Here is a 16361-nt window from a genome sequence, read left to right as displayed (position 1 = left end):
GGGAGGGGCGTCGGGCGATACTCGGACGGGTGTTCTTGACGATAACCACCACCGGCACCGCCGAGCGCCCCGCGACCGACCTCGGGTTTCTGCTGCACAAGCATCCCGACAAGGCGCAGCGGTTCTCGACCTCCTACGGCACCGCGCATGTCCTCTACCCCGAGGCGACCGCCGAACGCTGCACCGCGGCGCTGCTGTTGGAAGTGGACCCCGTGGCGCTGGTGCGGCGGGGCCGCGGCAAGGGCCGGGGCGGCGCCCCCGACTCCGCGCTCGCGCAGTACGTCAACGACCGCCCGTATGCCGCCTCCTCCCTGCTGGCCGTCGCGCTGAGCGCGGTCTTCTCCAGCGCTCTGCGGGGCCAGTGCAAGGCCCGGCCCGAGCTGCCGGAGCGGGCGCTGCCGCTGCGGATCGAGGTGCCGGCGCTGCCCGCGCGCGGCGGCGCCGCCCTGGTCGAGCGGCTCTTCGAGCCGCTGGGCTGGGCGGTGACGGCCGAGCCGGTGGCGCTGGACGAGGAGTTCCCGGCATGGGGCGACTCGCGGTACGTACGGCTGGTGCTGGAGGGCGAGCTGCGGCTGGCCGACGCCCTGCGCCATCTGTATGTGCTGCTGCCCGTGCTCGACGACGCCAAGCACTACTGGGTCGCCCCGGACGAGGTCGACAAGCTGCTGCGCTCCGGTGAGGGCTGGCTGGAGAGCCACCCCGAGCAGCGGCTGATCACCAACCGCTATCTGGCCCGCCGCTGGTCGCTGACGCGCAGCGCGCTGGAGCGGCTGGAGCTGGCGCGGCTCGCCGAGGCCGACGACACCGCGGCGGAGGAGATCGACAACGCCGTGGGCGAACCGGCGGCGGCCGAGCTGATGGAGGAGGACGAGAGCGAGGAGGGTTCCGAGGAGCGGCCGGTGCCACTGGCGGTACGGCGGCGGGAGGCGATACTCGACGCCCTGCGCGGGGTCGGGGCGGCCCGGGTCCTCGATCTGGGCTGCGGCCAGGGCCAGTTGCTGGGTGCGCTGCTGAAGGATGCGCGGTTCACCGAGATCGTGGGCGTCGATGTGTCGATGCGCGCGCTCAACGAGGCGGCGCGGAGGCTGCGGCTGGACCGCCCCGGCTTCGACACGGGCGCGGCCGAGCGGCAGTCGGCCCGGCTGAAGCTGACCCAGGGCGCGCTCACCTACACCGACTCCCGGCTCGCCGGATATGACGCGGCGGTGCTCAGCGAGGTGATCGAGCATGTGGATCAGCCCCGGCTGCCCGCCCTCGAACATGTGGTGTTCGGCGCCGCACGGCCCAAGGCCGTCGTGGTGACCACGCCCAACGTGGAGTACAACGTGCGCTGGGAGACCCTGCCCGCCGGGCGGATGCGCCACGGCGACCACCGCTTCGAGTGGACCCGCGAGGAGTTCCGGACCTGGGCGGGGCAGGTCGCCGAACGGCATGGCTACGCGGTGGAGTTCCGCCCCGTCGGCCCCGAGGACCCCGAGGTCGGCCCGCCCACCCAGCTGGCGCTCTTCCGTATCGGCGCCGCGAGCGGTGACAGCACCGCCCCAGAGACCACCACGACCACGACGAAGGAGGCAGCGGCATGACCGAGGAGAAGCGCACCATCGGCGTGCCCGACCTGTCCCTCGTGGTGCTCGTCGGCACCACCGGCTCCGGCAAGTCCACCTTCGCCGGGCGCCACTTCCTGCCCACCCAGATCGTCTCCTCCGACATCTGCCGCGGGCTGGTCGCCGACGACGAGAACGACCAGAGCGCCACCCCCGACGCCTTCGACCTGCTCCACTACATCGTGGGCAAGCGGCTGGCGGCCGGCCGGCTGACCGTCATCGACGCCACCAACGTCCGCAGCGAGTCCCGCCGCAGCCTGATCGCGCTCGCGCGGGAGCACGACGTCCTGCCCGTGGCGATCGTCCTCGACGTCCCCGAGGGCGAGTGCGCCCGGCGCAACGCGCAGCGCCCCGACCGCGCCGGAATGCCCGGCCATGTCATCCCCCGCCAGCGCCGTGAGCTGCGCCGCTCGCTGAAGTCCCTGGAGCGCGAGGGGTTCCGCAAGGTGCACGTCCTGCGCGGCGCCGAGGAGGTCGAGGTGGCGCAGGTCGCCACCGAGCGCCGCTACAACGATCTGCGCCATCTCAGCGGCCCGTTCGACATCATCGGCGACATCCACGGCTGCCGCTCCGAGCTGGAGACCCTGCTGGGCAAGCTGGGCTACGCCCTGCGCCGTGACGACCTCGGCCGCCCGGTCGACGCCACTCACCCCGAGGGCCGTACGGCGGTCTTCGTCGGCGACCTCGTCGACCGCGGCCCCGACAGCCCCGGGGTGCTGCGCCTGGTGATGGGCATGGTCGCCTCCGGCGCGGCCCTGTGCGTGCCCGGCAACCACGAGAACAAGCTCGCCCGCTACCTCAAGGGCCGCAAGGTCCGGGTCACCCATGGCCTCGCCGAGACCGTGGAGCAGCTGGACCGGGAGCACCGGGCGGACCCGGCCTTCGTCGACCGGGTGCGGGACTTCATCGAGTCGCTGGTCAGCCACTACGTACTGGACGGCGGGTCGCTGGTGGTGTGTCACGCCGGGCTGCCCGAGAAGTACCACGGCCGCACCTCCGGCCGGGTACGTTCGCACGCCCTGTACGGGGAGACGACCGGGGAGACCGATGAGTTCGGCCTGCCCGTGCGCTATCCGTGGGCCGAGGACTACCGCGGCCGCGCCGCCGTCGTCTACGGCCACACCCCCACCCCCCGCGCCTCCTGGCTCAACAACACCATCTGCCTGGACACCGGCTGTGTCTTCGGCGGCCGGATGACCGCGCTGCGCTGGCCGGAGCGCGAGCTGGTGGACGTCCCGGCCGAGCGGGTCTGGTACGAACCGGTCAAGCCGCTGACCACCGAGGCCCCCGGAGGCTCCGACGGCCGTCCGCTCGACCTGGGCGACGTACGGGGCCGCCGTATCGTCGAGACCCGCCACATGGGCCGGATCGCGGTCAAGGAGGAGAACGCGGCGGCGGCATTGGAGGTCATGAGCCGTTTCGCGGTCGACCCCCGGCTGCTCGGCTATCTCCCGCCCACCATGGCGCCGACCGCCACCTCCAAGGAGGGGACCGGCGGCGAAGCCGCCGACGGCGGCTTCCTCGAGCATCCGGCGGAGGCGTTCGCCGCCTACCGCGCGGACGGGGTGCGCCAGGTGATCTGCGAGGAGAAGCACATGGGCTCGCGTGCGGTGGCGCTGGTGTGCCGTGACGCGGATGTCGCGCGGGAGCGGTTCGGCACGCCGGACGGCGTCTCCGGCGCGATCCACACCCGTACCGGACGGCCGTTCTTCGACGACGCCCGGCTCACGGAGACCGTGCTGCGCGGGCTGGGCAACTGCCTCGACCGGGCCGGGCTGTGGCAGGAGCTGGACACCGACTGGCTGCTGCTGGACGCCGAGTTGATGCCGTGGTCGCTCAAGGCCGAGGGGCTGCTGCGCCACCAGTACGCGGCGGTGGGCGCCGCCTCGCGCGCCGTCCTCCCCGGCGTCCTCGCGGCGCTGGAGGGCGCGGAGGCGCGCGGTGTCGAGGTGTCCGCGCTGCTGGACAAGCAGCGTGAACGGGCGTCGGACGCGGCCGCGTTCACCGATGCCTACCGGCGCTACTGCTGGCCGGTCGACGGGCTGAACGGTATCCGGATGGCGCCGTTCCAGATCCTGGCCGTCCAGGGCCGCAACCTCGCCACCGCGCTTCCGCACGACCAGCAGCTCGCCCTGATCGACCGGATGATCGAGGCGGAGAAGCCGGCCGCCGACGGCGCCCGGCTGCTGACCCCCACCCGCCGGCTGATCGTCGACACCGAGGACGAGGCGTCGGTCGCCGATGGCGTGCGGTGGTGGCTGGAGCTGACGGCCGAGGGCGGCGAGGGCATGGTGGTCAAGCCGCTCCAGGGCTTTGTCCGAAAGGGCGACGGGCGGCTGGTCCAGCCGGGCGTGAAGTGCCGGGGCCGCGAGTATCTGCGCATCATCTACGGTCCGGAGTACACCCGCCCGGAGAACCTGGCCCGCCTGCGCGAGCGCCACCTGGGTCACAAGCGCTCACTCGCCCTGCGCGAGTACGCGCTCGGCCTGGAGGCGCTGGACCGGCTGGCGGAGGGCGAGCCCTTGTGGCGCGTCCACGAGGCGGTCTTCGCGGTGCTCGCGCTGGAGTCGGAGCCGGTGGACCCACGGTTGTAGGGGCGACGGTTCAGGAATCTTTCCCCTCCCCGCCCCTTCCCGATACCAAGGGCTTCGCCCCTGGACCCCGGGGTCTGGGGCGGAGCCCCCCACGCGGCGGAGCCGCATATCGATACTGCCGGGAAGGGGCGGGGAGGGGAAACATCCGCCGGGCTCAGACGGCCGAGGGCGTTCGCGCCTCGCGGGCGCGGAAGGCGCGGCGGTAGTCGTGTGGGGGCACCCCGACCGCCCGGGTGAAGTGGCGGCGCAGGTTGGCCGCCGTACCCAGTCCGCACAGTTCCGCGATCCGGTCCACCGGCAGATCGCCGCCCTCCAGCAGCTCCCGGGCGCGCGCGATCCGCTGGCCCTGGAGCCAGCGCAGCGGCGTCGTGCCCGTGGCGGCGTGGAAGCGGCGGACCAGGGTGCGCGGGCTGGTGTGGGCGCGGTGGGCCAGGTCGGCCACGGTCAGCGGCTCGTGCAGCCGCTCGGCGGCCCAGTGCAGCAGCGGGGCGAGCGAGTCGTCGGTGCGCTCCGGCAGCGGGGCCTCGATGTACTGGGCCTGACCGCCCGGCCGGTGGGCGGGCGCGACGAGCTGCCGGGCCAGGGTGTTCGCCGCCTCGGTGCCGTAGTCCTCGCGCACCAGATGCAGACAGACGTCGATGCACGCCGTGGACCCCGCCCCCGTCAGCACATCGCCGTGGTCGACGTAGAGCACGGACGGGTCGAGCCGTACGGCCGGATAGCGCTCGGCGAACAGCGCCGCGTACATCCAGTGGGTGGCCGCCGTACGGCCGTCGAGCAGTCCGGTCGCGGCGAGGGTGAACGCGCCCGAGCACAGCGACACGATGCGGGCGCCGCGCCGATGGGCCTCGCGCAGCGCGTCGATCAGCTCCTCGGGTGGATCGCCGCGCACATCGGCCGAGGCCGGGACGATCACGGTGTCCGCCGCGATCAGCTCCTCGGTGCCGTACGGGGTGTGGGTGGCGAACCACGAGCGGGCGGCGACCGGCGCACCGGCCCCCTCGCCGCCGGGCCCGATCGCACAGACCCGCAGCTCGTACCAGGGGTCGGGGAGTCCGGGGCGATCGGAGCCGAAGACATGGCAGGGCACCGCCAGATCGAAGATCGGCATGCCCGGGGTGACGGCGAGGGCGATGGACCGCATGGCAGAAATGTAGCGCATGCTGTCACTCCTGCCATTCGTTCCGCCGTGCCCCGGGGTTGATGCTGGACGGGCATGACGACCCCTTCCTCGAAGGCCCAGGGGAGCGGTGTGCCCGCTCCCGATACGGCCCCTGCCCCCGATGCGGCCCCCGGTTCGGACGCCACCTCCGACGCGGTCCCCGGCCGCCGCCGCTGGCTGATCCTCGCCGTCGCGTCGGCGGCCCAGTTCCTCGCCGTGCTCGACATGATCGCGGTCAATATCGCCTTCCCCGCGATCGGCGCGGACTTCCGCTCGGCCTCCACCGCCGACCTGTCCTGGGTGCTCAACGCCTACACCATCGTGCTCGCGGCGCTGCTGGTCCCGGCCGGGCGGCTGGCCGACGCGATCGGCGGGCGGCGCTCGTTCCTGACCGGTATCGCGCTGTTCGGGCTCGCCTCCCTCGCCTGCGGGGCCGCCCCCGGGCTCGGCACGCTGATCGTGGCGCGCGTGGTGCAGGGCGTGGCGGCGGCCGTTCTGGTGCCCACCTCCCTCTCGCTCGCCCTGCCCGCCTTCCCGCCGCGCGAACGGGCCACGGCGGTCGGCGTCTGGACGGCGGTGAGCGCGGTCGCGGCGAGTTCGGGGCCGGTGGCGGGCGGACTGCTGGCCGCCACCGACTGGCGCTGGATCTTCCTCATCAACCCGCCCGTGGTGCTGCTGGCCTGGGTGGCCGGGCTGCGGCTGCTGCCGCGCACCGGGCCCGTACACGGTGAGCGTCGCCGCCTCGATCCGCTGGGCACGCTGCTGGTCCTCCTCGGCACCGGGGCCCTCACCACCGCCTGCGTCGAGGCCGCCGACTGGGGCTACGGCGCCCCGGCCACCCTCGGCTTCCTCGCCGCGGGCCTGGTCGTGGGGGCGCTGGCCGTGGCGCACGTACGCCGCCATCCGGATCCGGTGGTGGACCCCGCGCTGTTCCGGACCCATGCCTTCACCGCCGCCGCGCTCGGGCTGCTCAGCTACTTCCTCGCCTACGGCTCCGCGCTCCTCGCCGCGACCCTGCTGTTCACCGGGGTGTGGGGCTGGTCCCCGGCCGGTGCGGGCCTCGCCGTCACGCCCTGGCCGCTCACCGTCCTGGTGGTGTCGATGCTGTCGGGGCGGATCGTACGGGCGCTGGGGGAGCGGACCGCGGCCATCGTCGGCGGGCTGTGCTTCGCCGCGGGGCCGCTGTGGTGGCTGCTCCTCGCGGGCGGCGACGGTGCGCACTACGCCGTGGAGTTCATGCCCGGGCTGGTGCTCACCGGGCTCGGCGCGGGGCTCTACCAGCCGGTGATGTTCGCGGCCGCCGGACTGCTTCCGGCCCGTCAGCTCTCCCTCGGCTCAGGGGTGCTGATGATGTCCCGGCAGGGCGGCTCGGCCCTGGGCGTCGCGGCGCTGGTCGTGATCACCGGCGGCGCCGCCCGGCCGGGTCTTGACGCGCTGCGCGCCGGGTGGGTCTGCACGGCGGTGACCGCCGCACTCGCGGCCGTCGCGGGCGCCGCCTTGCGCACGCGCGTTCGTACCGACGACGGCGGGCGCCGTGGATCCGGCACGGACCCGATACGGCACCATTGACGTGCCCGTGCCACCTGCCTAGCGTGCTGAGCTGAGCGGCCCCTGGATTCTCCGCAGGCAATGACGACGACGAGCTGAGCGGGGAGGGCGGATGAGTCTCTTCGAGGACGGACGGCCGTTCCTGCACGCGCTCCCCGCCGAGGACCGCCGCGCGCTGCTCGCCCTCGGCACCCCCCGCGCCTACGCCCCCGGCGAGGTCGTGCTGCGTGAACACGACCGTACGACCTTCGTCGTGGCGATCACCTCCGGCTGGGCCACCGTCTCGGTGGAGACCGAGCGCGGGGTGCGGCTGATCCTGGCGCTGCGCGGGGCGGGCGAGGTCGTGGGCGATCAGGCCGCGGTGGACCACGGCTCGCGCAGCGCCACCGTCACCGCGCTCGGCCGGATGGAGGCGGTGGTGGTCTCCGGTGACCGGTTCCGGGCGTATCTGGCCGCGCGTCCCGTCGCGACCGTACTGATCATGCGTCAGTTCAGCTCCCGGCTGCGCAGCTCCGACGGGGAGCGGCGGTCACTCGCCTCGGAGAAGGTGCTCCAGCGGCTGGCGGCCCGGCTCGTGGAACTCGCCGAGCGCACCGGCCACTCCGGTGCCGACGGCACCATCACCATCGATCTCCAGATGCCCCAGCACGACATCGCGGCCGCCGTGGGCTCGACCCGGGAGGCGGTCGCCAAGGCGCTGCGGCTGCTGCGCGGCCAGGGCGTGGTCAGGACCGCCTCGCGCCGCTTCGAGGTGATGGACATCGGACTGCTGCGGCTGCTGGCCGAGGGCCGCGCGACGGGGGAGCAGATCCCGGCGCGCCCCCGGGATTGAGCGCGCCCTCGCGATTGAGCGCGCCCTCGCGACGAGCGCGCCCCCGCGATTGAGCGCGGGCGCGCGCGCCCCCGCGTTTTGGCGCGACTGTGTAAACGGCTACAGCCGTCCCGCCGTCCCCCGGCGACCCTGGAGTCGGCACAGGGCGCGGGACCGTGGGCGACGGGGGTGCGCACGGCCCGGCCGCAGTCCGGTGACGGCCTGCCGGACACGGCACGAGCGCCCCGCACCGGAGAAGGGCGGCGGGGTGGGCCGGGGGACGAGCCCCGCCGCCCGCTTCCGGCAATCACCGGCACCCCGTCACCACCACATCGCGAGACGGGGGCCACGGCATGAAGGACGGCGGGCGATGAGCGCACCGGAAGACATAACCGCGCCGGACGACGTGAGCGCCCCGGCACCGTCGCGGGGACGACGGCTGGACATCCCCCAGGGGGACCCGCTGGACGGGGCGGGCCAGCCGGGCGGCGCCCGTGCGGCGCGCGAGGCGCGTGCCCATCTGCACATCGCCTACGGCCCCGCCCGGATGTGCGCCGACCCGGCGCCGCACCCGCTGCCCGAAGGCCCGGTGCCGCGCGAGGAGTTGGCCCGGCTGCGTCGGCTCCACCGGGCCGTCCCCGAGCATGCCGCGATGCGCGACCAGCTGCGCCGCACCCACCTGCTGGCGCTGTGCGGCGAACCCGGCACCGGCCGCGCCTGGACCGGGCTCGCCCTCCTCGCCGAGCTGGCCGAGCTGACCGGCGGCGGGGTCTCCCGGCTCGGATACACCGGCCCGGACGGGGCGCCCGGCGTGGAGAAGGGCGTGGAGAAGACCGAGCGCGGCCACGGCTATCTCCTCGAACTCCCCGCCGACCAGGCCGAAGCCACGGCCGAGCCCCTGCTGGACCGGCTGCGCGCCCACTTCGCCGAACACGAGGCGTTCTGCGTGGTGCTGGTCGCGGGCGGCCCGGCCGCCGACCGGCTGCTGCGCGGCCGCCGCCACGCCATGGCGTACCGGCCCCCGGCCGCCGCCGACGTCCTCGACCGCCACCTCACCGAGCTGCTCGCCGACCGCCCCGCCGGACTGCTGGAGACGGCGCGGGCCACCGCCCGGCGCCCCGAGCTGACCGAGGCGCTCGGCCTGGACGAGCCGCGGCCCGGCGAGGCCGCCCGGCTGGCCGGTCAGCTGGCCGCGCACGCCGAGGGCCGGCTGACCGACGAGCGGCTGCTGGAGCACTGCCGGTCGTTCGCCCCGCGCCAGGCCCGGGAGTGGTTCCTCGAGGCCGGGCACCCCGGCACCCTGCCCGCCGCGCTCCCCGCGCTGCGCGCCGCCGCGCTGCGGATCGCGCTCGCCGTCTTCGACGGTTCGGCGCACAGCGTCATGGCGGAGGCCGCCGAGCTGCTGGCCTGGGAACTGGCCGTCACGCTCGATCCGCAGTACGCGCCCGGCCGCCCGCTGTTCTCCGCCCGCCCCGGGGCCTGCCTCGCCACGGCGCGCGCGGTCCACGGCGAGGGGGTGGAGGACCTCGGGGACGCCTCGGTGCCCGTGCGCGCGGTGTGGTTCGAGGGGCGTCGGCTGGCGCCCGCCGTGCTCCACGAGTCCTGGGACGGCCACCACAACCTCCGCGGCCCGATGGCCCGTTGGCTGCGCGCGCTGTGCGACGACCCGCGCCCCCAGGTGTGGGTGCGCGCGGCGGTCGCCGCGGGCGTGCTGTGCGCCCGCGACTACCTCTACGGCCTGGTCGAGCTGGCGCTGCCGCTGGCCCGCACCGACAGCCCGGTGCAGCGGATGGCCGCCGCCACCGCGCTCGCCGAGGCGTCCCGCGCCCCGCAGGTGCGCCCCGCCGTGCACGGGCTGCTGCACGCATGGGCGCGCGGCGACGACGAACGGGAGCGCGAGACCGCCGCGCTCGCCCACGGCTACGGCCTGGCGGCGGGCTCGGTCGCGGCGTCCCTGGAGGAACTCGGCCGGCTCGCCCGCGCCGACGACGGCCGCACCACCTCCCACAGCGTGGTGCGGCTGCTGGCCGGGGCCGAGCCGGAGACCGTACTGGCCGCGCTCACCCACTGGCTGCGCGACACCCGGCGGGCCCGCCGGGACCTGGCGTTGCTCGCGACGCTGCGCGCGGTCACCACCCGCACCTCGCAGCTGTGGGGTCTTGGCGAGGTGCCGGAGCTCGAGCCGTACGCCGCCTGGCCGCTGGCCACGGCGCTGCTCGCGGCTCGTCCGGAGTGCGGGCCACGGCTGGCCGAGCTGCTGCGGGCCGCGCTGACCTGGGCCAGATCGGCGGGGGCGGCGGAGGACGCGCTGGTCGGCTGGATCCGGCGGGCGGCGGGGGACGCGCGGCAGCTGGCCGTGTTGTGCGACTTCCTGCCCCGGCTGGCGCAGGACGGCGACGAGCCGCTCGACGCCGGGGCGGCCACGCGGATACGGGAGGTGCTGGAGGCACTGTGAGGAGAACGTCGATGGTGAAAGAGACAGAGGACCCGACAGGCGCGGAGATCGCCCACGAGACCACCCACGGCCATGCCCATGGCCATGCCCACGAGAGGCCGGCGAGCGCGGGGGCGCGCCGGATCTCGGTCACCGGGGCGCGGATGCTGCGCGAGGCGCTGCGCCACGGCGGGGACGCCCTGTCCGCGGCGCTGCGGGAGGCCGACGACGGCCTGCTGCTGAGCGCGCTCGACGAGGGGCTGCCCGCCGAGCGGGCCACCCGCGTCGTGGTCGAGCTGGTGCGCCGCGCGCCCGAGCGCGGACCGGAACTGGCGGACGCGGTCTGCGAGAAGGTGCTGCTCGCCCAGCTCTATCTCGACCCGCCGCACCGCGCCCCGGGCGGCGCGGCCGGACCGGCCCCGGACCCCGACCGCAGGCTGCGGGTGCGCAACGCGCTGATGCTGTACGAGGGGCTGGTCCGCCCGTACGCGCGGCGCGGCGCGGCGCCGGAGCTGATGGCCTGCGTCTTGCCCGGCCTGTGGACGGCCGGGGACGGCATGGGCCGCGAGGTGGTGCGCCGGATCGTCGGTACCCGGCAGAGCACGGGGTTCGGCGAGAAGGGCTGGAAGGCGCTGTTCGGCGGCGTGGCCGAGGAGTGCGGGGAGCACCAGGAGGCGGCGGCCCGCGCCGCCCGGCGCGCGGCGCGGCGGCGATGGCGGCGCGGGGGCGCCGAGGACGGCAGCCGTATCGATCTGAAGCCCGGCCAGCTGTGGGTCTCCGCCCTGCTGGGGTTCATCGCGGTGGCGCTGGTACTGATCGTGGTGATCGCTGCCGGCTGAGCGGCCTCGCTGAGGTCCGGTGCGGTTCGGTTGCGCCCCGAAGGGGCGCGGGGCTGTGTCGATGTGCGGCTCCGCCGCGGCTGTGTCGAGATGCGGCTCCGCCGCGCGGGCGACCGGCCACGACGCGGCCGCGGATGAACGACCGCACCTCGCGCCACTTCCCACGGAGCGCTCAGCCGCCCGGCGCGGGACCCGGACCCGGGCCCCGCCCCCGCCGGGGCCCACACGGCGCGCGAATCCCCCACCTCTGCCGGAGGCGCCAGCGCGGGAGATCCAGAGATCCGTGTCGTGGAGCGTTCACAATGGGCCGCGAGCGGCGAAGATGGGGGCATGGGATTCCATGTCGACTCCGAGGCCGGGCGGCTGCGCCGCGTCATACTGCACCGCCCCGACCTGGAGCTCAAGCGGCTCACCCCCACCAACAAGGACGCCCTGCTCTTCGACGACGTCCTGTGGGTGCGCCGTGCCCGCCAGGAGCACGACGGCTTCGCCGATGTGCTGCGGGACCGCGGGGTCGAGGTGCATCTCTTCGGGGATCTGCTGACCGAGAGCCTGACCCTGCCGGACGCGCGGGCGCTGGTGCTGGACCGGGTCTTCGACGAGAAGGAGTACGGGCCGCTGGCCACCGACCATCTGCGCGCCGCCTTCGACGAGCTGACCGCTCCGGAGCTGACCGAGGCGCTGATCGGCGGCATGACCAAGCGGGAGTACCTGGAGCGGTACCCGGAGCCGGTCTCCGTCCGCTTCCACGCCATGGAGCCCGATGACTTCCTGGTCAATCCGCTGCCGAACCACCTCTTCACCCGGGACGCCTCCGCGTGGGTGTACGACGGGGTGTCGATCAACGCGATGCGCTGGCCCGCCCGCTGGCACGAGACGGTGCACTACGAGGCCGTCTACCGCCATCACCCGCTCTTCGCGAAGGAGGACTTCCACGTCTGGTCGGAGGGCCAGGCCGCCTACCCCTCGACCATCGAGGGCGGCGATGTGCTGGTGCTCGGCAAGGGCGCGGTGCTGATCGGGATGAGCGAGCGGACCACCCCGCAGGCGGTGGAGATGATCGCCCACCGGCTCTTCGAGGCCGGTTCGGCCCGGACGATCGTGGCGCTCGACATGCCCAAGGGGCGGGCCTTCATGCACCTGGACACCGTGATGACCATGGTGGACGGGGACACCTTCACCCAGTACGCGGGGCTGGGGATGCTCCGCTCGTACACCATCGAGCCGGGCGCGGGCAGCGAGGACCTCAAGGTCACCGACCATCCGCCGGAGCATATGCACCGCGCGATAGCCGCGGCCCTCGGCCTGGACTCCATCCGCGTGCTCACCGCCACCCAGGACGTCCACGCGGCCGAGCGCGAGCAGTGGGACGACGGCTGCAATGTGCTCGCGGTCGAGCCGGGCGTGGTGGTCGCCTACGAGCGGAACGCGACGACCAACACCTTTCTGCGCAAGCGCGGGATCGAGGTCATCGACATTCCGGGCAGTGAGCTGGGCCGGGGCCGGGGCGGGCCGCGGTGCATGAGCTGTCCGGTCGAGCGGGACCCGGTGGAGCCGTAGCGCCGGAGTCTCGCGAGCCGTGGCGCCGGAGTCTCGCCCTCGAACCGCGGGGCCGGGATCCACCCTCGAGCCGTAGAAGGCCAGGATTCACCTACCCGTCTCCGCATATATGCAGAGCGTCGTATATGCTTCCATGGTTCCGGGCCGCGGCACCCTGCCGTAGCCGCTGATCCGCCACGTGTTCGCCGTGACCTAGGAGCCACCCTTATGGCGATTGACCTCACCGGCCGCCACTTCCTCAAGGAGCTGGACTTCACCGCCGACGAGTTCCGCCGCCTGATCGACCTGGCCGCCGAGCTGAAGGCGGCCAAGCGCGCGGGGACCGAGGAGCGGCGGCTGCGGGGCCGGAACATCGCCCTGATCTTCGAGAAGACCTCCACCCGCACCCGCTGCGCCTTCGAGGTCGCCGCCGCCGACCAGGGTGCCTCGACGACCTATCTCGATCCGGTCGGCTCCCAGATCGGTCACAAGGAGTCGGTGCGGGACACCGCGCGGGTGCTCGGCCGGATGTACGACGCGATCGAGTACCGGGGCCATGGCCAGGGCGTCGTCGAGGAGCTCGCCGCCCACGCCGGGGTGCCCGTCTACAACGGCCTCACCGACGAGTGGCACCCCACCCAGATGCTCGCCGACGTGCTGACCATGACCGAGCACAGCGACAAGCCGTTGGATCAGGTCGCCTACGCCTACCTCGGCGACGCCCGGTACAACATGGGCAACTCCTACCTCGTCACCGGCGCCCTGCTGGGCATGGACGTCCGTATCGTCGCGCCCAGCCTGCTGTGGCCCGACAAGACCATCGTGGAGCTGGCCCGGCAGCTCGCCACCGTCTCCGGCGCCCGGATCTCGCTCACCGAGAGCGTCGAGGAGGGCGTGCGCGGCGCGGACTTCGTCGCCACCGATGTGTGGGTGTCCATGGGCGAGCCCAAGGAGGTCTGGGACGAGCGGATAGCGCTGCTCGGGCCGTACGCGGTGACGATGGATGTGCTGCGCGCCACGGGCAACGACGCGGTGAAGTTCCTGCACTGCCTGCCGGCCTTCCACGACCTGGGCACCGACGTCGGCCGGGAGATCCACGAGCGGCACGGGCTGACCGAGCTCGAGGTCACCGACGAGGTCTTCGAGTCCGAGCACTCCGTCGTCTTCGACGAGGCGGAGAACCGGATGCACACGATCAAGGCGGTGCTGGTCGCGACGCTCGGCGCCCGGTAGCACTCGACGGGCGGCCGTCAGCCGGGGCGCCCTCAGTCCTCCGTGGGCGGGAGGACGAACCAGACGGCCTTGCCGTAGGGGGTCGGCCGGTAGCCCGCGTCGGCGCTGAGGGTCCGGATCAGCAGCAGACCGCGTCCGCCCTCGGCCAGGCCCTCGGGTTTCCTGGGCCCCTCGGGGCGCCCCAGCGAGTCCAGCCCGCCGGGCGGATTCGGGTCCTGGTCGTGCACCTCGACCTGCCAGCCCCCGGTCGGCACCAGCTCCACCACCAGCTCTATCGGCTCGTCGCCGGTCGTGTGCCGCACCGCGTTGGCCACCAGCTCGGCCGTCAGCAGCTCCGCCGTGTCGCCGTCCACGGGGGCCCCGATGTCGGCCAGGGTGTTCCGGATCAGAGCGCGCGCCAGCGGTACGGCGGCCGTCGTGTGCGGCAGGGCGAAGCGCCAGGTGGCGGCGTGGGGGGGATCGGGCACGAAGGCGTCCAGTCGGTCGGCGTGAGGCGGAGTACCGCAGCCCTTGACGGTATGAAGCGGACGATAGTTCCGGAAGGGGCTGTGGGCCACTCTTGGCAGGACCTAGGGACTGAAAGGCGCATTCACGCCATACGAGGCAAATGGGCGGCGCCGGTTGTTCGGCGGGAGGCTCAGGGAGGCTCAGCGCGCGGCGCGTCACGGCTCCGGCGACGGCTTCAGGCGCGCGCCGCCCACGCCTGTTCCGTGAGCCCGAGCAGCCGCTCGACCGTGGCGGCGTCCGGCAGCGGGCCGTGATCCCCGGTCACCCCGAGCGCGGACGCGGCCGTGATGTGGCCGAGCCGCAGCGCCGAGGTCAGGGCCCCGCCGCGCACCAGCCCCGCCAGGAAACCGGCGGCGAAGGCGTCACCCGCGCCGACCGGCTCCACCACCTCCGTGCGCGGGGCCGGCACCGTGACCACCCGTCCGTCGCCGTCAAAGGCGGTCGCCTCCCGTCCGCCGTCCTTGACGACGAGCAGACGCGGGTGGGGCAGCAGCTCGCGTACCCCGCCCGCGTCGAGGTCCGCTCCCCACAGGTGCTGCGCCTCGTCGAGGCCGACGAAGACGATGTCGGCGCGGTCGGCCAGGTCGCGCAGGACCGTGGCGGCCGTGCCGTGCGGCCACAGCGCGGGGCGGTGGTTGACGTCGAAGCTGATGGCGTGGGCGCGTTCGGCCGGAGAGGTCGCGAGCGCCCGTTCCACCAGGGCGCCGCAGGACGGCGAGAGCGCGGGCGTCACGCCCGTGAGGTGGACGAGCGCCGCCGACTTGAGCCGCGGATCGTCAAGGATGTCGGGGCCCAGCGCCGAGGCCGCCGAACCGCGCCGGTAGTAGTGGACGCGGGTGCCCGCGGGGCCGGGGTCCTTCACCAGCAGGCCGGTCGGCCGGTGCGGGTCGGACCGTACGCCCGAGACGTCGACGTGCGCCGCGGCGACGGCGGCACGCACCCGCCGCCCGAACGGGTCGTCGCCGAGGGCGGAGAGCCATACGGCGGAGACGCCCAGGTCCGCGAGGTACATCGCCACATTGGACTCCGCGCCCGCCACGGCGAGCCGCAGGCTCTCACTGGTGTCCAGCGACTCGGGCGGTTCGGGGGCGAGCGCGGCCATCGTCTCGCCGACGCAGACCACGGTGCTGTCGGCGGGAGGCCAGGGCGCGGCGGCCCGCGATACCTCGCCGCCACGGACCGGCCACTCGCCCCCCGTCCGTGCCGCCCCACCGCCACCGGCCACCGCGCCCGGCGGGGTCGGATGTGCTCCCGTATCGCCCGCGGCACGCGACCCGCTCACACCCGGCCCCCGATCGGCCCGGCCGCCGGGCGGTACTCCGCCGCCGGAGGCCCCGGCACCGCCACCCGGACCGAGAACAGGGCGCCGTCGTACGGGCCCGGTGCCGCCAGGCCGAGGCGGTCGGGGCGGGTGGGGCGCGGGTCCTTGGTCATGCGGCGGCCTCCCGGACCGCGGCGTGGAAGGCGCGGGCGCGGGCGCGCAGGGCGTCCTGACCGCCGCCGTCGGCGGCGTCGCCGATGAGGGGCGAGCCGATGCCGACCGCGGTCGCCCCGGCGGCCAGATAGGCGCGGGCCGCGGCCTCGTCGACGCCGCCGACCGGTACGAACACCTCGTCCGGGAACGGCCCCCGCAGCGCCTTGAGATAGCCGGGCCCACCCGCCTGGGCGGCCGGGAAGATCTTCAACGCCTCGGCGCCGAGCGCACGTGCGCCGATCACCTCGGTCGGGGTCATGACCCCGGCCAGCACCGGGAGGCCCAGTTCGCGCGCGGTGGACATCCCCTCGCCCAGACCGGGGGTGACGGCGAAGTCGGCGCCCGCCCGGTGGGCGGCGCGGGCGTCGTCGGCGGTGAGCACGGTGCCCGCGCCGAGGGGGCGGCCGGGGCCGAGGGCCGTGCGGGCCCGCTCGATGACGGTCAGGGCGTCCTCGCAGGTCAGCGACACCTCGATCAGTTGGATGCCTTCGTCGGCCAGGGTCAGTACGGTGCGCAGCGCGGCCTCGGGGTCGCTGCCGCGCACGATGGCGACCAGCCGGTGGGCGGCCAGGGCGGCTCGCAGGTCCACGGGCGGAACTCCTCGTCAGCGGTGGGG

General features: G+C 74.5%; 13 protein-coding genes. 8 read left to right on the top strand and 5 right to left on the bottom strand.

Annotation, left to right across the window (positions count from 1 at the left end; genetic code table 11):
* Nucleotides 1-29: 29 nt before the first annotated feature.
* Together ACT2CW_RS33505 and ACT2CW_RS33500 are read left to right on the top strand one after the other, a co-directional pair.
* Complete coding sequence (locus tag ACT2CW_RS33505; protein ID WP_445519313.1) at nucleotides 30-1583, top strand: 3' terminal RNA ribose 2'-O-methyltransferase Hen1; 1554 nt, start codon at nucleotides 30-32, stop codon at nucleotides 1581-1583.
* Nucleotides 1580-4198 carry a polynucleotide kinase-phosphatase gene (locus ACT2CW_RS33500; RefSeq protein WP_445519312.1) on the top strand — a complete coding sequence of 873 codons (2619 nt, stop codon included), beginning with the start codon at nucleotides 1580-1582 and terminating at the stop codon, nucleotides 4196-4198. Before ACT2CW_RS33505 ends, ACT2CW_RS33500 begins: the two co-directional genes overlap by 4 nt.
* A gap of 154 nt (nucleotides 4199-4352) precedes the next feature.
* Here ACT2CW_RS33500 and ACT2CW_RS33495 read toward each other — a convergent pair whose 3' ends face one another.
* Nucleotides 4353-5360, bottom strand: a complete 1008-nt coding sequence (locus ACT2CW_RS33495; RefSeq protein WP_445519311.1) for a GlxA family transcriptional regulator — start codon at nucleotides 5358-5360, stop codon at nucleotides 4353-4355.
* 54 nt (nucleotides 5361-5414) lie between these two features.
* On the opposite strand from ACT2CW_RS33495, the gene ACT2CW_RS33490 reads away from it, so the two are divergent.
* The 6 genes from ACT2CW_RS33490 to argF all read left to right on the top strand — a co-directional run bounded on the left by ACT2CW_RS33490 (nucleotide 5415) and on the right by argF (nucleotide 13764).
* Nucleotides 5415-6929 carry an MFS transporter gene (locus ACT2CW_RS33490; protein WP_445519310.1) on the top strand — a complete coding sequence of 505 codons (1515 nt, stop codon included), beginning with the start codon at nucleotides 5415-5417 and terminating at the stop codon, nucleotides 6927-6929.
* A 91-nt stretch (nucleotides 6930-7020) separates the two neighbouring features.
* Nucleotides 7021-7740, top strand: a complete 720-nt coding sequence (locus tag ACT2CW_RS33485) for a Crp/Fnr family transcriptional regulator (RefSeq protein ID WP_182471449.1) — start codon at nucleotides 7021-7023, stop codon at nucleotides 7738-7740.
* A gap of 349 nt (nucleotides 7741-8089) precedes the next feature.
* On the top strand, nucleotides 8090-10174 hold the full coding sequence (locus ACT2CW_RS33480) for a hypothetical protein (protein WP_445519309.1): 2085 nt from the start codon (nucleotides 8090-8092) through the stop codon (nucleotides 10172-10174).
* 11 nt (nucleotides 10175-10185) lie between these two features.
* Nucleotides 10186-10992, top strand: a complete 807-nt coding sequence (locus tag ACT2CW_RS33475) for a hypothetical protein (RefSeq protein ID WP_445519308.1) — start codon at nucleotides 10186-10188, stop codon at nucleotides 10990-10992.
* A 330-nt stretch (nucleotides 10993-11322) separates the two neighbouring features.
* A complete protein-coding gene (locus ACT2CW_RS33470; protein WP_164430003.1) occupies nucleotides 11323-12552 on the top strand; it encodes an arginine deiminase in 1230 nt (409 codons plus the stop codon).
* A 207-nt stretch (nucleotides 12553-12759) separates the two neighbouring features.
* Nucleotides 12760-13764, top strand: a complete 1005-nt coding sequence (gene argF, locus ACT2CW_RS33465; RefSeq protein WP_445519307.1) for an ornithine carbamoyltransferase — start codon at nucleotides 12760-12762, stop codon at nucleotides 13762-13764.
* Between the two features lie 32 nt (nucleotides 13765-13796).
* On the opposite strand, the gene ACT2CW_RS33460 is transcribed toward argF, so the two are convergent.
* From ACT2CW_RS33460 to ACT2CW_RS33445, 4 genes are all read right to left on the bottom strand, one after another.
* Nucleotides 13797-14231 (bottom strand): ATP-binding protein, encoded by a 435-nt coding sequence (locus tag ACT2CW_RS33460; protein ID WP_164430005.1) that lies wholly within the window; start codon nucleotides 14229-14231, stop codon nucleotides 13797-13799.
* Nucleotides 14232-14446: 215 nt separating this feature from the next.
* Nucleotides 14447-15394 (bottom strand): sugar kinase, encoded by a 948-nt coding sequence (locus ACT2CW_RS33455; protein ID WP_445519387.1) that lies wholly within the window; start codon nucleotides 15392-15394, stop codon nucleotides 14447-14449.
* 155 nt (nucleotides 15395-15549) lie between these two features.
* The gene (locus ACT2CW_RS33450; protein WP_445519306.1) at nucleotides 15550-15705 is read right to left on the bottom strand and encodes a hypothetical protein; all 156 of its coding nucleotides are present in this window, start codon (nucleotides 15703-15705) and stop codon (nucleotides 15550-15552) included.
* Nucleotides 15702-16334, bottom strand: coding sequence for a bifunctional 4-hydroxy-2-oxoglutarate aldolase/2-dehydro-3-deoxy-phosphogluconate aldolase (locus ACT2CW_RS33445; protein WP_445519305.1), 633 nt, complete (start codon nucleotides 16332-16334; stop codon nucleotides 15702-15704). Before ACT2CW_RS33445 ends, ACT2CW_RS33450 begins: the two co-directional genes overlap by 4 nt.
* Nucleotides 16335-16361 lie beyond the last annotated feature (27 nt).

The organism is Streptomyces sp. NEAU-174 (genome assembly GCF_052665095.1).
The sequence above is the reverse complement of the archived record's forward strand: the minus strand, read 5'-3'. Positions and strand labels throughout refer to the sequence as shown.

Bases quoted from the DNA above. Each gene is read 5' to 3' on its own strand.
- ACT2CW_RS33500 (WP_445519312.1), top strand. From the start codon at position 1,580: ATGACCGAGGAGAAGCGCACCATCGGCGTGCCCGACCTGTCCCTCGTG.
- ACT2CW_RS33495 (WP_445519311.1), bottom strand. From the start codon at position 5,360: ATGCGCTACATTTCTGCCATGCGGTCCATCGCCCTCGCCGTCACCCCG.
- ACT2CW_RS33490 (WP_445519310.1), top strand. From the start codon at position 5,415: ATGACGACCCCTTCCTCGAAGGCCCAGGGGAGCGGTGTGCCCGCTCCC.
- ACT2CW_RS33485 (WP_182471449.1), top strand. From the start codon at position 7,021: ATGAGTCTCTTCGAGGACGGACGGCCGTTCCTGCACGCGCTCCCCGCC.
- ACT2CW_RS33480 (WP_445519309.1), top strand. From the start codon at position 8,090: ATGAGCGCACCGGAAGACATAACCGCGCCGGACGACGTGAGCGCCCCG.
- ACT2CW_RS33475 (WP_445519308.1), top strand. From the start codon at position 10,186: ATGGTGAAAGAGACAGAGGACCCGACAGGCGCGGAGATCGCCCACGAG.
- ACT2CW_RS33470 (WP_164430003.1), top strand. From the start codon at position 11,323: ATGGGATTCCATGTCGACTCCGAGGCCGGGCGGCTGCGCCGCGTCATA.
- argF (WP_445519307.1), top strand. From the start codon at position 12,760: ATGGCGATTGACCTCACCGGCCGCCACTTCCTCAAGGAGCTGGACTTC.
- ACT2CW_RS33450 (WP_445519306.1), bottom strand. From the start codon at position 15,705: ATGACCAAGGACCCGCGCCCCACCCGCCCCGACCGCCTCGGCCTGGCG.